The sequence below is a fragment of the Pseudomonas retamae genome (assembly GCF_043496865.1).
GTDB lineage: Bacteria > Pseudomonadota > Gammaproteobacteria > Pseudomonadales > Pseudomonadaceae > Aquipseudomonas > Aquipseudomonas retamae.
In genome coordinates, this window is record NZ_JBIEIL010000013.1 from 182,948 (window position 1) to 202,666 (window position 19,719).

The 19,719-nt window shown below is 59.2% G+C and carries 15 protein-coding genes; 4 read left to right on the forward strand and 11 right to left on the reverse strand.

Going from position 1 to position 19,719, the window contains the following annotated elements:
• Window positions 1–27: 27 nt before the first annotated feature.
• The 7 genes from ACGSLL_RS23465 to ACGSLL_RS23495 form a co-directional block, all read right to left on the reverse strand.
• Window positions 28–261: a hypothetical protein gene (locus tag ACGSLL_RS23465; RefSeq protein ID WP_394508133.1), complete on the reverse strand. Its 234-nt coding sequence runs from the start codon at window positions 259–261 to the stop codon at window positions 28–30.
• Between the two features lie 106 nt (window positions 262–367).
• Window positions 368–892 carry a DUF6586 family protein gene (locus ACGSLL_RS23470; protein ID WP_394508116.1) on the reverse strand — a complete coding sequence of 175 codons (525 nt, stop codon included), beginning with the start codon at window positions 890–892 and terminating at the stop codon, window positions 368–370.
• A gap of 142 nt (window positions 893–1,034) precedes the next feature.
• Window positions 1,035–3,668, reverse strand: a complete 2,634-nt coding sequence (gene topA, locus ACGSLL_RS23475; RefSeq protein WP_394508117.1) for a type I DNA topoisomerase — start codon at window positions 3,666–3,668, stop codon at window positions 1,035–1,037.
• Between the two features lie 114 nt (window positions 3,669–3,782).
• Entirely contained in the window at window positions 3,783–4,019 is a 237-nt protein-coding gene (locus tag ACGSLL_RS23480; RefSeq protein WP_093099868.1) for a DUF1653 domain-containing protein, read from the reverse strand.
• A 93-nt stretch (window positions 4,020–4,112) separates the two neighbouring features.
• A complete protein-coding gene (gene fadA / locus ACGSLL_RS23485; protein WP_007910465.1) occupies window positions 4,113–5,288 on the reverse strand; it encodes an acetyl-CoA C-acyltransferase FadA in 1,176 nt (391 codons plus the stop codon).
• A gap of 29 nt (window positions 5,289–5,317) precedes the next feature.
• Window positions 5,318–7,465, reverse strand: a complete 2,148-nt coding sequence (gene fadB / locus ACGSLL_RS23490) for a fatty acid oxidation complex subunit alpha FadB (protein WP_394508118.1) — start codon at window positions 7,463–7,465, stop codon at window positions 5,318–5,320.
• Between the two features lie 524 nt (window positions 7,466–7,989).
• Window positions 7,990–8,427, reverse strand: coding sequence for a hypothetical protein (locus tag ACGSLL_RS23495; RefSeq protein WP_394508119.1), 438 nt, complete (start codon window positions 8,425–8,427; stop codon window positions 7,990–7,992).
• Between the two features lie 102 nt (window positions 8,428–8,529).
• Between ACGSLL_RS23495 and ACGSLL_RS23500 the strand changes: the two genes are divergently transcribed.
• Window positions 8,530–8,967: a universal stress protein gene (locus ACGSLL_RS23500; protein WP_203418802.1), complete on the forward strand. Its 438-nt coding sequence runs from the start codon at window positions 8,530–8,532 to the stop codon at window positions 8,965–8,967.
• A gap of 192 nt (window positions 8,968–9,159) precedes the next feature.
• Here ACGSLL_RS23500 and ACGSLL_RS23505 read toward each other — a convergent pair whose 3' ends face one another.
• Window positions 9,160–11,082, reverse strand: a complete 1,923-nt coding sequence (locus tag ACGSLL_RS23505; protein ID WP_394508120.1) for an ATP-binding cassette domain-containing protein — start codon at window positions 11,080–11,082, stop codon at window positions 9,160–9,162.
• A gap of 214 nt (window positions 11,083–11,296) precedes the next feature.
• On the opposite strand from ACGSLL_RS23505, the gene ACGSLL_RS23510 reads away from it, so the two are divergent.
• Window positions 11,297–13,225, forward strand: a complete 1,929-nt coding sequence (locus ACGSLL_RS23510; protein ID WP_394508121.1) for a transglycosylase SLT domain-containing protein — start codon at window positions 11,297–11,299, stop codon at window positions 13,223–13,225.
• Window positions 13,226–13,300: 75 nt separating this feature from the next.
• On the opposite strand, the gene ACGSLL_RS23515 is transcribed toward ACGSLL_RS23510, so the two are convergent.
• Both ACGSLL_RS23515 and ACGSLL_RS23520 read right to left on the reverse strand, forming a co-directional pair.
• Entirely contained in the window at window positions 13,301–14,332 is a 1,032-nt protein-coding gene (locus ACGSLL_RS23515) for a Fic family protein (RefSeq protein WP_394508122.1), read from the reverse strand.
• Between the two features lie 56 nt (window positions 14,333–14,388).
• Entirely contained in the window at window positions 14,389–16,173 is a 1,785-nt protein-coding gene (locus ACGSLL_RS23520) for an ABC transporter transmembrane domain-containing protein (RefSeq protein ID WP_394508123.1), read from the reverse strand.
• 259 nt (window positions 16,174–16,432) lie between these two features.
• On the opposite strand from ACGSLL_RS23520, the gene ACGSLL_RS23525 reads away from it, so the two are divergent.
• Entirely contained in the window at window positions 16,433–16,612 is a 180-nt protein-coding gene (locus ACGSLL_RS23525; protein ID WP_394508124.1) for a PA1571 family protein, read from the forward strand.
• Window positions 16,613–16,778: 166 nt separating this feature from the next.
• Here the strand turns inward: ACGSLL_RS23525 and pdxB are convergent, their stop codons facing one another.
• A complete protein-coding gene (gene pdxB, locus ACGSLL_RS23530) occupies window positions 16,779–17,921 on the reverse strand; it encodes a 4-phosphoerythronate dehydrogenase PdxB (RefSeq protein ID WP_394508125.1) in 1,143 nt (380 codons plus the stop codon).
• Between the two features lie 158 nt (window positions 17,922–18,079).
• Between pdxB and ACGSLL_RS23535 the strand changes: the two genes are divergently transcribed.
• Window positions 18,080–19,489 (forward strand): MATE family efflux transporter, encoded by a 1,410-nt coding sequence (locus tag ACGSLL_RS23535; protein ID WP_394508126.1) that lies wholly within the window; start codon window positions 18,080–18,082, stop codon window positions 19,487–19,489.
• Window positions 19,490–19,719: the final 230 nt, after the last annotated feature.

Below are 19,719 nucleotides of genomic sequence, written 5' to 3' on the forward strand. Positions count from 1 at the left end.
AATGCCGATGACGAAAACAGGGCAGAATCAATGAAGAACCCGCGGCCCCTCTTCCTTATCAAACTCGCCCTCGACCATGCGGCCGGCCATTTGCACGCCGACGCTCAACATCGCCTTGGCGATTTCAACATGCTGACCTTGCAGGAATACTTTGGCATCCTCGGAGAAATCCAGTGTCACCAAAGAACCTTCGTCCTCGGCCCTGCGCAGTTCGATTCGGCCGTCTGGTAACTCGACAATTTCTAGAAAGGACGTTGGCATAAAAGTCTGTTCTCCACGAAAGGCAGGCATTATATAGACATCATTCGGGCTTCGCTCGGGATCTTGACCAGTAGCATGTTTCAGATTGCCACCGCCTCAATCGCCCTCAGCATTCATTCAGGCCTTCGCGAAAACGAATGGCCAGGCCTTTCAGATTCTGCCGCCAGCTCTCAAGCTCCTCACGACTCAATTCCTCCGGCGCCTGCTCTTCATCCAGATTGATCGCCTGGATCAACGGCTGCGTTACGTCGCCCTTGGGTTTATGTGGCGCTCGCGGTGGCTGAAACAACGCTGAGTGTGCGGCCAGCAATTTTGCCAGCCAGGTTTCCGAATTAGCCGCCAGCTCGACCATCTCAGCCAGTTCGGGAATCGCAATCGACTCCAGCACTTCACGTGTCAGCAACATCTCTGCACGTGGCGCACTCGCCTGCGGCAGGCGATAGAAACCGGCGATCTCATGGCAAAGCCCCAATAAGGCACCGTAGAGGTGAAACAGCGCCGATTCACGTCCGGCCTGAATCAGCGCCAGCGAATTCATTGCCCGCCCTTCCTCGGCGCGAGCCAGGGCTTCCAGCGACAGGCCGGCGAAATAGATCTTCTGGTTGGTGCGGGTATAGAGTTCGTGAGCCATGACGGCAGCCTCCACGACGAAATAATTGCTTCACACAGGCCGGACAGTGTCATGGATCAGCCGATCCGACCGCAAGCACAAAACAAAAAGGCCGCATGTAAACGAAGGTTCACATGCGGCCTTTTCAGTGTCTGACTAACGCTTACTCAGCCTTGGCTTTCGCGCTGCGCTTGTCTTCCACCGTCCACTTGCCACCGTCGTAATACGCTTTCCAACCGGTTGGTTTGCCGTCGACTTCGGTCTGCACGTATTGCTCCTTGGTCTTGCGGCTGTAGCGGATCACTGCTGGCAAACCATCAGGATCCTTCTGTGGCGCTTCGCAGAGGAAGTGATACTTTGGATCGATCTCGTCCTTGTGCGGCAGAATCTCGATCACCAGCGGAGCACGGGTCTCGCGGTTTTTCGGGAACTGACTGGCCGCCAGGAACAGCCCGGATGCCCCGTCACGCAGGATGTAGGTGTCGTTGACTTTTTCGCATTTCAGCTCAGGCATCTTCACCGGGTCCATCTTCGGTGGCGCCGCATCACCGCTTTTCAGCAGTTTGCGGGTGTTCTTGCAAGTCGGGTTGGTGCAACCGAAGAACTTGCCGAAACGGCCGGTCTTGAGTTGCATCTCGCTGCCGCACTTGTCGCACTCCAGACTCGGACCTTCGTAGCCCTTGATCCGGTAGCTGCCCTCTTCGATTTCGTAGCCGGCGCAATCCGGGTTGTTACCGCAGATGTGCAGCTTGCGCTTCTCGTCGAGCAGGTAGGCATCCATCGCCGTGCTGCAGATCGGGCAGCGATGCTTGCCGCGCAAAACCAGCGACTCCGATTCACCCTCGTCGTCCGCAGCGATCTCGTCGCCTGGCACCAGATTGACGGTGGCCTTGCAACGCTCTTTCGGCGGCAGGCTGTAACCCGAGCAACCGAGGAACACGCCGGTCGACGCGGTACGGATCTGCATCGGACGGCCGCAGGTGGTGCACGGAATGTCGGTCATGACCGGCTGGTTGGCACGCATGCCGTTGTCCGGGTTTTCGGCTACTTCGAGTTTCTTTTTGAAGTCACCGTAGAACTCGTCCAGCACGCTTTTCCAGTCGCGCTCGCCCTGTGCGACGTCATCGAGGTTCTCTTCCATGCCGGCGGTGAAGCCGTAGTCCATCAGGTTCGAGAAGCTCTCGGACAGACGCTCGGTGACGATGTCGCCCATCTTTTCCGAATAGAAGCGACGGTTGTGCAGGGTCACGTAACCGCGATCCTGAATGGTCGAAATGATCGCCGCATAAGTCGAAGGACGACCGATGCCACGTTTTTCCATTTCCTTTACCAGGCTGGCTTCCGAGTAACGCGCCGGCGGCTTGGTGAAGTGTTGCGACGGATCGAGCTTGATCAGCTTCATCACGTCGCCCTGCGCCATGTCGGGCAGCACGTCGTCATCGCCAGGCTTGGCAATTTGCGGCATGACGCGGGTGTAGCCGTCGAACTTGAGGATGCGGCCCTTGGCACGCAGCTCGAAGTCGCCAGCGCCGACGCTGACGGTGGTCGACAGGTATTGCGCCGGCAGCATCTGGCAAGCGAGGAACTGGCGCCAGATCAACTCGTAGAGGCGCTCTGCGTCACGCTCCATGCCCGCCAGCTTGCTCGGGATGGTGTTGGCGTCAGACGGACGAATGGCTTCGTGCGCCTCTTGTGCGCCTTCCTTGCTGCTGTAGACATTCGGTGATTCCGGCAGGTACTTCTTGCCGAACTCTTCTTCGATATAGGTCCGTGCCATCGCCACGGCATCAGCCGAGAGGTTGGTCGAGTCGGTACGCATGTAAGTGATGTAGCCGGCTTCGTACAGACGCTGGGCCATCATCATGGTTTTCTTCACGCCGAAGCCCAGGCGGTTGCTCGCCGCCTGTTGCAATGTAGACGTAATGAACGGTGCCGACGGCTTGCTGCTGGTCGGCTTGTCTTCGCGCTTGACGATGCTGTAGCTGGATGCCTTGAGCTTTTCCAGCGCAGCCATGGCCTGGGCTTCGTTCAGCGGCTTGAAGGCTTCGCCTTTCTCGCGAGCCACTTCGAAACGCACGGTCGAGCCCTTGGTGGTGCCGAGATCGGCATGCACTTCCCAGTACTCTTCCGGGTTGAACGCACGGATTTCCCGTTCGCGCTCGACTACCAGTTTCACCGCAACCGATTGCACCCGGCCAGCGGACAGGCCGCGGGCGATTTTCGCCCAGAGCAGTGGCGAGACCATGTAGCCGACGACACGGTCAAGGAAACGCCGCGCCTGCTGTGCGTTGACCCGATCAATGTCCAGCTCGCCCGGCTGGGAGAAAGCTTCCTGAATCGCCTTTTTGGTGATTTCGTTAAACACCACGCGCTTGTAGCGGCTGTCGTCACCACCGATGGCTTCGCGCAGGTGCCAGGCAATGGCTTCCCCTTCGCGATCCAAGTCGGTTGCGAGATAGATGGTGTCAGCATCCTTGGCGAGCCGGCGCAGCTCTTCGATGACCTTCTCTTTACCCGGAAGGATCTCGTACTGGGCCTTCCAGCCATGATCGGGATCGACACCCATACGCGAGACCAGCTGCTTGCGCGCTTTCTCTTTCGGCGTGAGTACCGGAGCTTCACCCGCGGCAGCCTTGCCACGCTTGGCGGCTGGCTCTTTGCTGGCGCTAGCCGAACCGCTGGTGGGCAGGTCTCGGATATGGCCGATACTCGACTTCACCACGTATTGGTTACCCAGATACTTGTTGATGGTCTTGGCCTTAGCCGGGGATTCCACAATGACCAGCGATTTGCCCATGGATCAGAAAATTCCTGAATTCTAGAAGTGAAAGGCGGTTGGCGCCTGACGCGGCACCGCTATATATAGTTGATACAAGGTGAGGTCAAGCACAGGGTTGTCTGCGCCCTCGCCTCATGCCTTGTCAAAAACGCTCGGTTCGACCTGCACCAAAGCAAAGCGTGGCACCTGTTCGCCGTCAACCTCGACCGACTCGAGAAACATGCTCAGCGGGCGTACCCAAAAGCCGTAATCGCCATACAGGGCTTGGTAGAAGACCACTTCTTCTTCGGTCTCGGAGTGCCGCGCAACACTGAACACACGGTACTGCGGACCTTTGTAATGTTGGTAGAGCCCAGGTTGTATCGGCATGCTTCGGCCCTCACTGAAATTTTTTCAAAATAAAATAAAAAACCCAAAAACAAAAACCGGGGCACTGGGCCCCGGCTTCCATCGACGAGACGCTTAAACGCGTTCGAAGACGGTGGAGATGCCTTGGCCGAGACCAATGCACATAGTGGCCACCCCGAAGGTGCCGCTATTCTGCTTCATCACGTTCAGCAAGGTGCCGGAAATACGTGCACCGGAGCAACCGAACGGGTGACCCAGGGCGATCGCGCCGCCGTGCAGGTTAACCTTCTCGTTCATCTTGTCGAGTACTTTCAAATCTTTCAGCACTGGCAGAGCCTGTGCAGCGAAAGCTTCGTTGAGCTCGAAGAAGTCGATATCGTTGATGCCAAGGCCCGCACGCTTCAGGGCTTTTTGTGTTGCCGGCACAGGACCATAGCCCATGATTGCCGGGTCCACACCCGCCACTGCCATCGAACGGATCACCGCCATTGGCTGGATACCGAGGTCCTGGGCACGCTGCGCCGACATCACGATCATGCACGAAGCACCATCAGTGATCTGCGACGAAGTACCGGCAGTCACGGTGCCGCCCTTCGGATTGAATGCCGGCTTGAGCGCCGCCAGACTTTCCAGGGTGGTTTCCGGACGAATGGTTTCGTCGTAGTCGAACAGTTTCAGGAAACCGTTCTCGTCGTAGCCCTGCATCGGGATGATTTCGTCTTTGAACTTGCCTTCCACGGTGGCCTTGTGGGCCAGCTGGTGGGAGCGCACGCCGAAGGCGTCCTGCTGCTCGCGAGTGATGCCGTGCATTTTGCCAAGCATTTCAGCGGTCAGACCCATCATGCCCGAGGCTTTCGCCGCGTACAGCGACATGTGCGGGTTCGGATCGACACCATGCATCATGCTTACGTGGCCCATGTGCTCGACGCCACCGACGACGAACACGTCACCGTTGCCGGTCATGATCGCTTGCGCGGCGGTGTGCAGCGCACTCATCGACGAGCCACACAGACGGCTGACGGTCTGGCCGGCCGAGGTGTGCGGGATCTGGGTCATCAGCGACGCCATGCGCGCAATGTTCCAGCCCTGCTCCAGGGTCTGGTTGACGCAGCCCCAGATCACGTCCTCGACTTCAGCAGGATCGACCTTGGCGTTGCGTTCCAGCAATTTGCTGATCAGGTGCGCCGACATGTCTTCGGCGCGGGTGTTGCGGTGCATGCCGCCCTTGGAGCGGCCCATCGGAGTACGACCGAAGTCGACAATCACGACGTCTCTAGGATTCAAGCTCATAAGTTCACTCTCACTCTAGTTGGGGGCGCTTAACCGAAGAAGCTCTGGCCGTTCTTGGCCATTTCGCGCAGCTTCGCGGTCGGGTGGTACAGCGCGCCCAAATCAGCGTACTGGTCAGCCAGGGCAACGAACTCGGCAACACCGATCGAATCGATGTAGCGCAGCGCACCGCCACGGAATGGAGGGAAACCGATACCGTAGACCAGACCCATGTCGGCTTCGGCGGCGGTTTCAACGATGCCGTCTTCCAGGCAACGCACGGTTTCCAGGCACAGCGGGATCATCATCCAGTTGATGATGTCTTCGTCGGTGACTTCGCGCTGCTCGTAAACGATCGGCTTGAGCACTTCGAGCACCGACGGATCGGCAACTTTCTTCTGCTTGCCTTTCTTGTCAGCCTCGTAGGCGTAGAAGCCCTTGCCATTCTTCTGGCCCAGGCGCTTGGCTTCGTACAGCACGTCGATGGCCGAGCGACGGTCATCCTTCATGCGGTCCGGGAAACCTTCCGCCATCACGTCACGACCATGGTGGCCGGTGTCGATGCCGACCACGTCCATCAGATAGGCCGGGCCCATTGGCCAGCCGAATTTTTCCATGACCTTGTCGATACGGACGAAGTCGACGCCGGCGCTGACCAGCTTGGCGAAACCGCCGAAGTACGGGAACAGCACGCGGTTGACCAGGAAGCCCGGGCAGTCGTTGACGACGATCGGGTTCTTGCCCATTTTCTTGGCGTAGGCAACGGTGGTGGCAACGGCCAGCTCACTCGACTTCTCGCCACGGATCACTTCCACCAGCGGCATCATGTGCACCGGGTTGAAGAAGTGCATGCCGACGAAGTTCTCCGGACGCTTGAGGGCTTTCGCCAGCAGGCTGATGGAAATGGTCGAGGTGTTGGACGCAAGGATGGTGTCCTCTTTGACCTGACCTTCGACTTCTGCCAGTACCGCTTGCTTGACCTTCGGGTTCTCGACGACTGCTTCGACAACCAGATCGACGTGACCGAAGTCTCCGTAGGACAGGGTCGGACGGATGCCGTTGAGCACTTCAGCCATTTTCGCAGCGGTCATGCGACCTTTGTCAACGCGGCCAACCAGCAGCTTGGCGGCTTCGGCCAGGCCTTGCTCGATACCGTGCTCGTTGATGTCCTTCATCAGGATCGGCGTGCCTTTGGACGCCGACTGATAGGCGATACCGCCACCCATGATGCCAGCGCCGAGTACCGCAGCCTGCTTCACGTCTTTGGCGATTTCGTCGTAGGCCTTGGCCTTTTTCTTCAATTCCTGATCGTTCAGGAACAGACCGATCAAGCTCTGCGCGGCAGACGTCTTGGCCAGTTTGACAAAACCGGCGGCTTCGACTTCCAGGGCCTTGTCACGACCGAAGTTCGCGGCTTTCTGGATGGTCTTGATCGCTTCGACCGGCGCCGGGTAGTTCGGGCCAGCCTGACCGGCCACGAAACCTTTGGCCGTTTCGAAAGCCATCATTTGTTCAATGGCGTTCAACTTGAGTTTTTCAAGTTTCGGCTGACGCTTGGCCTTGTAATCGAACTCGCCGGAGATGGCGCGCTTGATCAGTTCAAGGGCCGCTTCCTGCAGTTTCTCAGGGGCAACCACAGCGTCGACAGCGCTGACTTTCAGGGCGTCTTCAGGGCGGTTTTCCTTGCCGGCGGCAATCCACTCGATGGCGTTATCGACACCGATCAGGCGCGGCAGACGCACGGTACCGCCGAAGCCTGGGTAGATGCCCAGTTTGACTTCCGGCAGGCCGATCTTGGCTTTGGTCGACATGACGCGATAATCAGCCGCCAGGCACATTTCCAGACCGCCGCCGAGGGCAATGCCGTTGATGGCCGCTACGGTTGGCACGTTGAGGTCTTCGAAATCGCTGAAGATCTTGTTGGCTTCGAGATTGCCAGCAACCAAGTCGGCATCCGGCAGCTTGAAGTTGTCGACAAATTCGGTGATGTCGGCGCCGACGATGAATACGTCCTTGCCGCTGCTGACGATCACGCCCTTGATCGAAGCATCTGCCTTGATGGTGTCTACGGCCTGACGCAGTTCGTTCAGGGTTAGACGGTTGAACTTGTTGACGGACTCACCCTTGAGGTCGAATTTCAATTCGACGATGCCACTTTCAAGAGCTTTAACCGTGATGGCTTTACCTTCGTAAATCATCAACTGATCTCCACGATATGGAAGCTGAACAGTACACGTCGGACGCAGGCGAATGGCTCGGCAGGACGCTTTTTCGTCAATGCTAACGCCAATCCACCCGGCACACCCGCCAACGCGATAGTCGGGATTCTGTAGGAGCAGTCTGCAAGACAAACGCTCAATTCATACGCCCGTTTGATTTGGGTACGTCACCTTCTCGGAATTCCCGGCAATTGTCAATCGCCCAAAATACCGGTTGAAATGCGACTTTGCGGTCATTTCCGTAGGACAAAGACCTGCAACACGCACTTGCATGTCCAGCCATTCATAGAATCAATAATTAGAAAAATCGCCCTGATCCATCGCAGCCTTTGTTTAAAGGGCTACGCTGGTGGGACTACAGGGAAATGCACAGCGCTTGAAACCGCGCCAGCAGAAAACTATTTCCGGCCTGCCTGGCCAACCCCGCCCGATGAATCATGTCGGGCTTTTTAATGCGCGTCTGCCGGACCTTTCACACCGTTGCAGTGCGAAAAGTCCGCAGTTCATGCCAGCGCTTTCAGTGTTGCGTCAATATCCTGCAAAACCGCAGCGTCACCCTTCTCGCCCCAATACAGCGCAATCATCTGCTTGTCGGCCTCTACCTTGAAGACGTTGCCTGGCAATTTTTCGAAATGATTGAGCAATGCACGATCCTCGCAGACTTCCTGCCATTGATTGACCCACACCCCCGGCGATTTCTGCCAGTACGTCCAGCAGGCCGACTGATTGCTGCGACGCGGGCGATAGTATTGCGCGCACGGGTTTGGCGGCTGCTGCGTCAGCCAGTGCGGCCATTCCTGAGGTGCCAGTTGCATGGCCAGACCGATGCGTCGCGCCTCCGTGCGCAGTGCAATGCGTCCGCTTTGCGCGCGGGAGGGCCGCAGCCAGGCCAGCGGACTTAAAACCACCAGCAGGATTGACACCACCAACCAGACCGTCATATCTCTATTCCCCATTCTCGGTGAGCGCCATGTGTCACTTTGGAACCATTGCGCTCGAAACCAGCCATACTTACCACTATTGAAACCTCAGGAGAGCACCTCATGCCCTACCACCACATCCTGGTCGCCGTAGACCTGACTGAAGAGTGCGACCCTGTCATCCACCGCGCCCGTGAGCTTTCGGTCAGCAATGGCGCCAAACTGTCGCTGGTGCATATCGTCGAACCGATGGCCATGGCGTTCGGCGGCGACGTGCCGATGGATCTGTCACAACTGCAACAACAGCAGTTCGATCAGGCCAAAGAACGCCTCGAGAAGCTGAAATCGAAATATCCCGAGCTCGAAGGCGCCAATTGTCATTTGACCTACGGCCAGCCACGCCAGGAAATCCATCACTTCGCCAAGGAACAAACCTGCGATTTGATCGTGGTGGGCAGCCATGGCCGCCACGGTCTGGCGCTGTTGCTTGGCTCGACCGCCAACGACGTATTGCACGGTGCGCCGTGCGATGTGCTGGCGGTGCACCTGACGAAGCGCTGAAAGGCATTGACCATTGTGGGAGCGAGCCTGCTCGCGAAGGCGGCTACACATACAGCATGAATGTCGCCTGATACACCGCTTTCGCGAGCAGGCTCGCTCCCACATTCTGACCTGCACCCGCCTTCGAATCGCATCACATATGAAAAGCCCGGCGCTCATCACTGAGCGCCGGGCTTTTTACATCCGGATCAATCAGGCATCCAGCTCGGCCCAACGCTCCACCAATGCATCCAGCTCGGCCTGCAACTGCTCCAGCGAAGCGATCACCTTGGCAGTCTCTGCCGGCGGGCGCTGATAGAAACCAGCCTCGGCCATTTCCGCTTCGACCGCCGCGATCTGCTGTTCCTTGGCGTCGATGTCGCCCGGCAAGGCTTCCAGCTCGCGTTGCAGCTTGTAGCTCAGCTTTTTCTTCGCCGCCGGAGCCGCAGCGGCAGGTGCCGCCACCTGTGCCGGCTCAGCGGTGACCACAGCCGAATTCAGGTCAGCCTTGCCCGACTTGCTTTCGGTCACGCCCAGCAGGCGTGGCGAGCCCCCCTGACGGATCCAGTCCTGATAGCCACCGACGTATTCACGCACCTTGCCTTCACCTTCGAAGACCAGCGTGCTGGTGACCACGTTGTCGAGGAATGCCCGGTCGTGGCTGACCATCAGCACTGTACCGTTGAAGGTCAGCAGCACTTCTTCGAGCAGCTCGAGGGTTTCGACGTCGAGGTCGTTGGTCGGTTCGTCGAGCACCAGCAGGTTCGCCGGTTTGCTGAACAGCTTGGCCAGCAACAGACGCGCACGCTCACCACCCGACAGCGCCTTGACCGGCGTGCGCGCACGCTGCGGGCTGAACAGGAAGTCACCGAGGTAACTCAGGACATGCCGGCTCTGGCCGTCGATATCGATGAAGTCGCGGCCTTCGGCAACGTTGTCGATCACGGTCTTTTCCAGATCCAGCTGATGGCGCAACTGGTCGAAATAGGCCACATCGATGCGCGTGCCCTCTTCCACTTTGCCGCTGGTCGGTTGCAGACCGCTGAGCATCAACTTCAGCAGGGTGGTCTTGCCGGTACCGTTGGCGCCAAGCAGACCAATACGGTCGCCACGCTGCAACACCATCGAGAAATCCTTGATCAGGAACGGCCCGCCCGGGTGAGCAAAACTCACATTCTCGAGGACCATCACCTGCTTGCCGGACTTGTCGGCGGTTTCCAGCTGAATGTTGGCCTTGCCGGTACGCTCGCGACGTTCGCTGCGCTCCACACGCAAGGCTTTCAGCGCACGTACGCGGCCTTCGTTACGGGTGCGACGGGCTTTGATGCCCTGACGGATCCACACTTCTTCCTGAGCCAGACGCTTGTCGAACAGCGCGTTGGCGGTCTCTTCAGCCGCCAGTGCAGCTTCTTTGTGCACGAGGAAACTGGCGTAGTCGCCATTCCAGTCGATCAGGCCACCACGGTCCAGTTCGAGAATGCGCGTGGCGAGGTTTTGCAGGAAGGAACGGTCGTGCGTGATGAACAGCACGGCGCCCTGGAAATCCTTCAGTGCTTCTTCGAGCCAGGCAATCGCCCCGATATCGAGGTGGTTGGTCGGTTCGTCGAGCAGCAGCAGATCCGGCTCGGAGACCAGCGCCTGTGCCAGCAGCACGCGACGACGCCAACCGCCGGACAACTCGGCGAGCGTCTTGTCGGCCGGCAGTTGCAGGCGGCTGAGGGTGCTGTCAACCAGCGTCTGCAAGCGCCAGCCATCGCGGGCTTCGAGGTCGTGCTGAACGTGCATCAGTTTGTCCAGATCGGCATCGGTGACGATGTTCTGGCTCAGGTGATGGTATTCGGCGAGCAACGCACCGACACCATCAAGGCCTTCGGCAACCACGTCGAACACGGTCCGCTCGTCGGCCACCGGCAACTCTTGTGGCAATTCGCCGATTTTCAGACCGGGGGCACGCCACACCGAGCCGTCATCGGGCTTCTGGTCGCCCTTGACCAGTTTCATCATGCTGGACTTGCCAGTGCCGTTGCGGCCGATGATGCACACCCGCTCACCACGGGCGATCTGCCAGGACACCTTGTCCAACAACGGCATAGCGCCGAACGCAAGGGACACATCGCTGAATTTGAGCAGGGTCATGAGCTTCTCCAAAAACCGGGGGCGCATTCTACCTGAAACAGCGCTCGCGCAGGCCGGCAATTTGTCTGTGGAAGCACTCTGCACAACATTTGTTGCGAACTTGTGCTGTAAGCCCTGCAAAGCTTTCGCCGCTTGCTGGCAAAAGGCTAAGCTACAGACAATTCAGTGCTGACCGAGGTCGGCACTTGTCATGATTTCTCTGCCCGGATGTCTCATGCGCAGTCGCCTTTTCAGTGTTTTGTCCTGTTTGTTGTTCACCGCCGCTGCCGCTCAATCCGCCCAGGCGGTGGACCTCTCCACCCAACGCCAGTATTACGATGAAGCCAAGCGCGCGCTGGCCAAGGGCGATACCGGCCCGTATTTCCGTTACAGCCAGGCGCTGGCCGATTATCCGCTGGAACCGTATCTGGCCTACGACGAGCTGACCGCGCGCCTGAAGTCTGCAAGCAACGCCGAGATCGAGAAGTTTCTCGCCGAGCACGGTGATCTGCCTCAGGCCAACTGGATGAAATTGCGCTGGCTGCGCTGGCTCGCCGACCGCGGCGACTGGGCCACCTTCGTCAAGTATTACGACCCGAAGCTCAACTTCACCGAACTCGACTGCTTGAATGCGCAATACCAGATCAGCCACGACAAGAAGGCCGAGGGTTACGCCAACGCGGAAAAACTCTGGCTGACCGGCAAATCGCAACCGGCGGCGTGTGATGCACTGTTCGGCATCTGGGCGGCTGACGGCCAGCTCACCGAACAGAAACGCTGGGAACGCACCAAACTCGCCGCGCAAGCGCGTAATTATCCGCTGGCGAACAGCCTGATCAACGGCTTGACCACCCTCGCCCCGCGCGGTCGTTTGCTGGTCGACGTTGCACAAAAACCTGAGCTTCTCAACCAGCCGTCGCGCTTCACCCCGGCCGATGAGCCGATGTCCGACGTGGTCAGCCTCGGCCTGCGCCGCCTCGCCCGTCAGGACCCGGACAAGGCCATGGCTCTGCTCGATGGTTACGCCAGCAGCATGCACTTCTCCCGTGATGAAAAAGTCGCGATCGCCCGCGAAATCGGCTTGACCCTGGCCCGCCGTTTCGACAGCCGCGCCCTCGACGTGATGACCAAGTACGATCCGGAACTGCGCGACAACACTGTTTCCGAATGGCGCTTGCGCCTGCTGCTGCGTCTGGCCCGCTGGGACGACGCTTATGAGCTGACCAAACGCCTGCCGCAGGATCTGGCCACCACCAACCGCTGGCGCTACTGGCAGGCGCGCAGCCTCGAACTGGCCCAGCCGCAGAATCCACAAGCCCAGACGCTGTACAAGAACCTTGCGCGGGAGCGTGACTTCTATGGCTTCCTCGCCGCCGATCGCTCGCAATCGCCGTACTCGCTGAACAACAAGCCGCTGGTGCTTAGCCAAGCCTTGATCAACAAGGTGCGCAACACACCGGGCGTGCGTCGTGCGCTGGAATTCCACGCGCGCGGGCAGATCGTCGACGGTCGCCGCGAGTGGTATCACGTCAGTCGCCATTTCAACCGTGACGAAATGGTCGCCCAAGCCAAACTCGCCTATGACCTGAAATGGTATTTCCCGGCGATCCGTACCATCAGCCAGGCGCAGTATTGGGACGATCTCGATATTCGCTTCCCGATGGCCCACCGCGACACGCTGGTGCGTGAAGCCAAGGTACGTGGCTTGCACTCGAGCTGGGTGTTCGCCATCACCCGTCAGGAAAGCGCTTTCATGGACGACGCCCGCTCCGGCGTCGGCGCCAGCGGCCTGATGCAATTGATGCCCGGCACCGCCAAGGAAACTGCACGCAAGTTCAGCATCCCGCTGGCCTCGCCGCAGCAGGTGCTCGACCCGGACAAGAACATCCAGCTCGGCGCCGCCTACCTGAGCCAGGTACACAGCCAGTTCAACGGCAACCGCGTCCTCGCCTCCGCCGCCTACAACGCCGGCCCGGGCCGCGTACGCCAATGGCTGCGCGGCGCCGACCACCTGAGTTTCGACGTCTGGGTGGAAAGCATCCCGTTCGACGAAACCCGCCAGTACGTGCAGAACGTGCTGTCGTACTCGGTGATCTACGGCCAGAAGCTCAACTCGCCACAGCCGCTGGTGGATTGGCATGAGCGGTATTTCGACGATCAGTGAGAACAACGCGGACTCCGAGTAATAAAAAATGCCCGTATCGTGAGATACGGGCATTTTGTTGAAAAGCTCGAAGCCTTATTTTCGTTTCAAGCTGGAGGCTGTGGCTGTTCCGAGGTCAGTCAGGCGATATTTCTGGGTCGGGCTTTTCGGATTTTCTGGATCAGACATTTCGATTAATCCGACCGCCAATGCTGGTTTGAGATAGTTGTTTCTGAAAGTCGCCCTATGTGTCAGCCCGATCTCAACCATCAGCTCGCTGGTTCTCATGGATCGATTTTCGAGTGTCAGCAACAGCTTTTCTACTGGGTCGGTTACTGGGTCGGTTACTGGGTCGGTCACCGACTCGGAACCAATCGCCTCACGCAGCGAAATGTTCAATGCCTGTAGCATGTATTCAACGAACGGCGTGGCCTCGGCCATCCGGTCAGCCGCCGACAGCGCTGCGTAATAGGCATCCTGCTCCTCGCGTATGACCGCCTCAACAGGCAGATAAGCCAGTACCGGTCGCCATTGACTGAGTATCAACGTTTGCCACAACCGCCCCATTCGCCCGTTTCCATCAGCAAACGGATGGATGAATTCGAATTCATAATGAAAAACACAGCTGGTGATCAACGGATGCCAGTCCGACTTGTCGAGCCATGCCAGCAGATCGTCGATCAGCGCGGATATCCGACTCGGCGGCGGGGCCATATGAACCAATTGATCACCGCGATAAATTCCTACGCCTGCCCGACGCAGTCGTCCGCATTCATCAATCAACCCCTGCATCAATAATTCATGGGCTCGAAGCAAGTCGGACCTGTTGGCTGGCTGCCATTGCGGCATGGCCTCATAAGCCGTGAAAGCATTGCGCACTTCCTGGATTTCTTTCGGTAATCCAAGCACTCGACGTCCTGCGAGAACGGCGGTGACCTGCTCGATGCTCAGCGTGTTGTTTTCAATCGCCAAAGAAGCCTGAATCGTCCGAATACGATTGCTGCGGCGCAACTGCGGTGTTTGCCTGTTGTCGTCCACGGCCGAGAGTTGACCGATTTGTTCGCTGATTTCCGCAATCAGGGCGATCATTCGGGCGGTGAGAGTCAACGGCGGTCGATAACGACTCATGTGTCCATCCAGGCATTCAAACAAGCCGCCATAATGCCCGATCCACGCACCTTTGATCACAGTTGATCAGTGATTTCGTTTCCATCATTAAACTGCAACGCCGCCAACCGCGCATACAGCACATTGCTGGCAATCAGTTCCTGATGCGTACCTATCGCCACAAGCCTGCCCTGATCCATTACGGCAATCCGGTCGGCATTCTTGACCGTGGCCAGACGATGGGCGATCACCAGGGTGGTGCGGTTGTGCATCAGGCTGGGCAGGGCTTGCTGGATCAGGTGCTCGCTCTGCGCGTCGAGGGCGCTGGTGGCTTCGTCCAGCAGCAGGATCGGTGCATCCACCAGCAAGGCGCGGGCGATTGCCAAGCGCTGGCGCTGGCCGCCGGAAAGTCCGAGGCCGCCGTCGCCCAGGTGCGTCTGGTAGCCGTCAGGCATCTGTTCGATAAAGTCATGAGCATGGGCGATGCGGGCGGCTTCTTTGACCTGCTCCAGCGTCGCCGTCGGGCAGCCGTAGCGGATATTCTCCTCGACGCTGCCGAAAAACAGCGCCGGTGTTTGCGAGACGAGGGCAAAGCAACGGCGCAGATCCAGCGGGTCAAGGCTTGTCAGCGGCACGCCATCGACCAGGATTTGTCCCGCCAGCGGATCGTAGAAACGCAGTAACAAGTCATACACCGTAGACTTGCCCGCACCGGACGGGCCAACCAGGGCGAGGGTTTCGCCCGCTTTCACGGTCAGATTCAAGCCGTCGACCGCATAGCTTTCTGGACGCGACGGGTAGGAAAAACGCACATCCTTGAGTTCGAGTTCACCTTTGACCCTGGCCGGCAAGGTCACCAGCCCAGTCTTGGGTGGCTGGATGATGTTCTCCGAGCGCAGCAGTTCTGCGATGCGTTCAGCGGCACCTGCCGCGCGCTGCAGTTCGCCGATGACTTCGCTCAGGGTGCCGAAGGCACTGCCGACGATCAGGCTGTAGAAAACGAATGCCGCCAGTTCACCTGCGGTAATTCGCCCGGCCATGACGTCCATGCCGCCGACCCACAACATCACCGCCACCGCGCCAAGCACCAGCACGATAACCAGCGTAATCAGCCACGCACGTTGGAAAATCCGTTTGCGCGCAGTCTCGAACGCCTGCTCGACCGTCGAGGAAAAACGCTGTTCGTCCTGTATTTGATGGTTATAGGCCTGCACGGTTTTGATCTGCCCAAGTGTTTCGGAAACGTAGCTGCCAATGTCAGCGATCCGGTCCTGGCTCAGGCGCGACAGATTGCGCACGCGTCGGCCGAACAGCAGGATCGGCGCGATCACCAGCGGCAGTGCGATTACCACGATGCTGGTGAGCTTGGGGTTGGTAATGAACAGCAGCACAACGCCGCCGATCACCATCAGCAGGTTGCGCAAAAACAGCGACAGCGAAGAGCCGATCACCGATTGCAACAGCGTGGTGTCGGCGGTCAGGCGCGACTGAATTTCCGAGCTGCGGTTGTTCTCGTAAAAGCCCGGATGCAAATACACAAGATGGTTGAATACCTGGCGGCGAATGTCGGCGACCACGCGCTCGCCAATCCACGACACCAGATAGAAACGCGCGAACGTACCCACGGCCAGCCCCAGCACCAGCAGCATGAAAATCCCGATGGACTGGTTCAGCAGATGCGGCGAGCGGGTCATGAAACCTTGATCCACCAGTAATTTGATGCCCTGCCCCATCGATAAAGTGATGCCGGCGGTAACGATGAGTGCTAGCAGCGCGCCAAAGGCGTGCCAGCGATACGGCAGGAGAAAATGACTGGTCAGGCGCAAAGCGCGCCGGTGCCGGGAAGAGAGCATCGAAATCATGGAATTCACGTCTGTGCTGGGTGAATAGGGCCTGCCTGTTGATTCAGATGGGGTGGAACTCTGTAAATCACAATGAGTCAGGTTAAATATGCCCGTGATCTCAGGATGCTAGAAACGATTGGTCTAAGGTTGCGGTTGAGACGAGCGGCCATTTCTGTTTGAGTAAAGATGCCGTTCGCCAACCGACCACCGGGAGTTGTCACAGCCTGGTCACGCGGCGGTTTTAATCTAGGCACACAACCTGATGAGGAGACAGGCCATGTCCTTGCAACACAGCAGCGAAGACAAGATTGAAGTGATTCGCACCAAACCCGGCCAAGCTCTGGGTTGCTCGATTATCGATAAGGACGGGCGTGAGGTACCGATCACTGAAGACATGATCCAGGACGCGTGCCGCGAACTGGACAAGCGATTGGTCAAGCCTGCCGAACAAAAATGATATAGCCACCGTCTTCCTGACCCGGCCCTGATGGCCGGGTTTTTTATGGCTGCAGATCCGGGATTTGTGGCGACCTTCGCGAGCAGGCTCGCGCCCACATGGAGATCTCATTCACTGAAGATCCCTGTGGGAGCGAGCCTGCTCGCGAAAGCGTCGCCGCGGGTTTCTAGACTGCCACAGCCCCAAGCGCCGCGACGATCTGCGCCAATGCCGGCGCGTCCCCTTCAATCCGCACCTGCAAGCCTTCGATCTCGCGCCGCACCGGATATTGCTTGCGCAGCACATCAAACGCCGCACGCTGCTCAGCGACATTGCCTACCAGGCTGCGGCGAAAATCCGCATCGTCGCGACGCGGGTCGTACACGCCCCGACACAACATCGCCAGCGCCCAGGCCGGATCGCTGTCGGCGTGCAGCGTCACTTGCGACAACCACGGCGCCGGCAGCAGCTCCGCGAGCTGAATGCTCGCCGGTTGGCCGATAAAGGCGCAAAACGCCTGATAGATCTGCGCCGTGCCGCGCTGTTTGCCATCGAGGCTGTAACCGGCGATGTGCGGGGTCGCCAGCACGCAGAGCTCAGCCAAGGCGACGTCGACTTCGGGTTCAGCCTCCCAGACATCGAGCACGGCCTGCAGATCTTCTCGCTCCAGCAGCACCTTACGCAGCGCGGCGTTATTCACCACCGGGCCGCGGGCGGCGTTGATCAACCATGCGCCCGGCTTGAGCTGGCGCAAACGCTGCTGATCAAACAGATGCCAGGTTGCGCTTTCACCGCTACGGGTCAGCGGTGTGTGCAGGCTGATCACATCGCACTGCTCAATGATTTGCTCGAGGCTGAGGTAATCGCCGCCTTCGGCTGCCTGACGCGGCGGGTCGCAGACTTTTACATCCCAGCCCAGGCCTTTGAGCACCTTGACCAAACGCCCACCGACCTCACCCGCACCGACAACGCCGTAGGTGCGTCGAGTCAGATCGACACCTTCGATTTCAGCGAGGGTCATCAGGCTGCCCAACACATAATCGACCACGCCACGGGCATTGCAGCCCGGCGCACTAGACCAGGTAATGCCGGCCTGATCGAAGTACTCCAGATCCAGATGATCGGTGCCGATCGTGCAGGTGCCGACAAAGCGTACCTTGCTGCCCTCCAGCAACGCACGGTTGACCGGAGTCACCGAGCGTACAAGCAGCACGTCGGCCTGCTCGACCGTTGCACGGTTCATAGCGCGGCCGGGCACTCGGCGGATCTCGCCGAACCCGGCAAAAAAGGCATCGAGCAGCGGGATATTTTCGTCGGCAACAATCAGCATGGCGGGCTCCTTGGGCGGATCGGCAGTTTAGGTGCAGATCGCTTGCCGGGCCAGCGGCCTTTGCGCTTACAAATCCGCTACGAGGATTTTTCCTGACTGCAATGTCAGCGGCGTAGAATGCGGCGCCTTGCGCATCAACACCTGTGGACGTTTTGCCTGTGAATTCCGTTACTGATCAACCTGTCGCCGTTAGCCTTTCTCGCCCCGCGCGGATTCGCCTGGAGCTGAAAACCCTGCTCGCCCTGGCCTTGCCGATCATCATCGCCCAACTGGCGACCACCGCCATGGGCTTTGTCGATGCGGTGATGGCCGGGCGTGTCGGGCCGAAGGACCTGGCGGCAGTGGCGCTGGGCAACTCGATCTGGGTGCCGGTGTTTCTGCTGATGACCGGCACACTGCTGGCGACCACACCGAAAGTCGCCCAGCGCTTTGGCGCCGGTACGCACAGCGAGATCGGCCCGATTGTCCGTCAGGCCCTGTGGCTGGCGCTGGTGGTCGGTCTGATCGCCACGGCGATGTTGCTCGCTGCCGAGCCCGTTTTGCACTTGATGAATGTCGATCCGGAACTGATCGGCCCTTGCATGCAATATCTGCACGGCATCGCCAGCGGGCTGCCAGCGGTGGCGTTCTACCATGTGCTGCGCTGCTTCAGTGATGGCCTGGGCCGCACGCGGCCGGCGATGGTGCTGGGCCTGTGCGGTCTGGCGCTGAACATTCCGCTGAACTACATCTTCATTTATGGTCATTTCGGCTTGCCGGCCATGGGCGGCGTCGGCTGCGGTTGGGCCACGGCGATTGTGATGTGGGTGATGGCGCTCGGTCTGGCCGGCTACGAGCGCTGGGCTCCGGCGTATCGCTCAAGCGAGCTGTTCAGCCGTTTCGACTGGCCACAGTGGGCGGTGATCAAGCGGCTGCTGGCAATCGGTCTGCCAATTGGTATTGCGGTGTTTGCCGAGTCGAGCATTTTTGCGGTGATCGCCCTGCTGATCGGCAGCCTCGGCGCCACGGTGGTCGCCGGGCATCAGATTGCCCTCAATGTCAGTTCGCTGGTGTTCATGATCCCCTACTCGCTGGGCATGGCCGTCACCGTGCGCGTCGGCCAGGCGTTGGGCCGTGAGGAGCCGCGTGAGGCGCGTTTTGCTGCGGGTGTCGGCATGGCCACGGCACTGGCCTATGCGTGCCTGTCAGCGAGCATGATGCTGGTGCTGCGTGAGCCGATTGCGGCGATCTATACGGCTGATCCGACAGTGATCCACATTGCCGCGATGCTGATCGTCTATTCGGCGCTGTTCCAGTTTTCCGATGCGATCCAGGTCACTGCCGCCGGCGCCTTGCGCGGTTATCAGGACACGCGGGTGACGATGATTCTGACTCTCTTCGCTTACTGGGGGATTGGTTTGCCGGTCGGTTACGCCCTCGGCCTGACCGACTGGCTCGGCGAACCACGCGGCCCGAGCGGTCTGTGGCAGGGTCTGATTGTCGGCTTGAGCTGTGCGGCGCTGATGCTGTCGATCCGCCTGACGCGCAGCGCGCGCAAACGCATTCGCATCAGTCGCTCGACTGGCTGAGCACTTTCTACCGCGACAAAAAATGTGGGAGCCAGACTGCTGGCGATCGCAGCAGATCAGTCACAGAGATATTGACTGATTTGCCGTCATCGCCAGCGGACTGGCTTGTATGGTAGGACTCGAAGGGGTGGGTGGGACCTCAAGCTGGCTTCTGACTGTTAGCCGCAGTACAGACCGTGGGAGACATCGCCCCACCCCTTCCACCAAAGCGCCGATAAAGAATGCTTCGT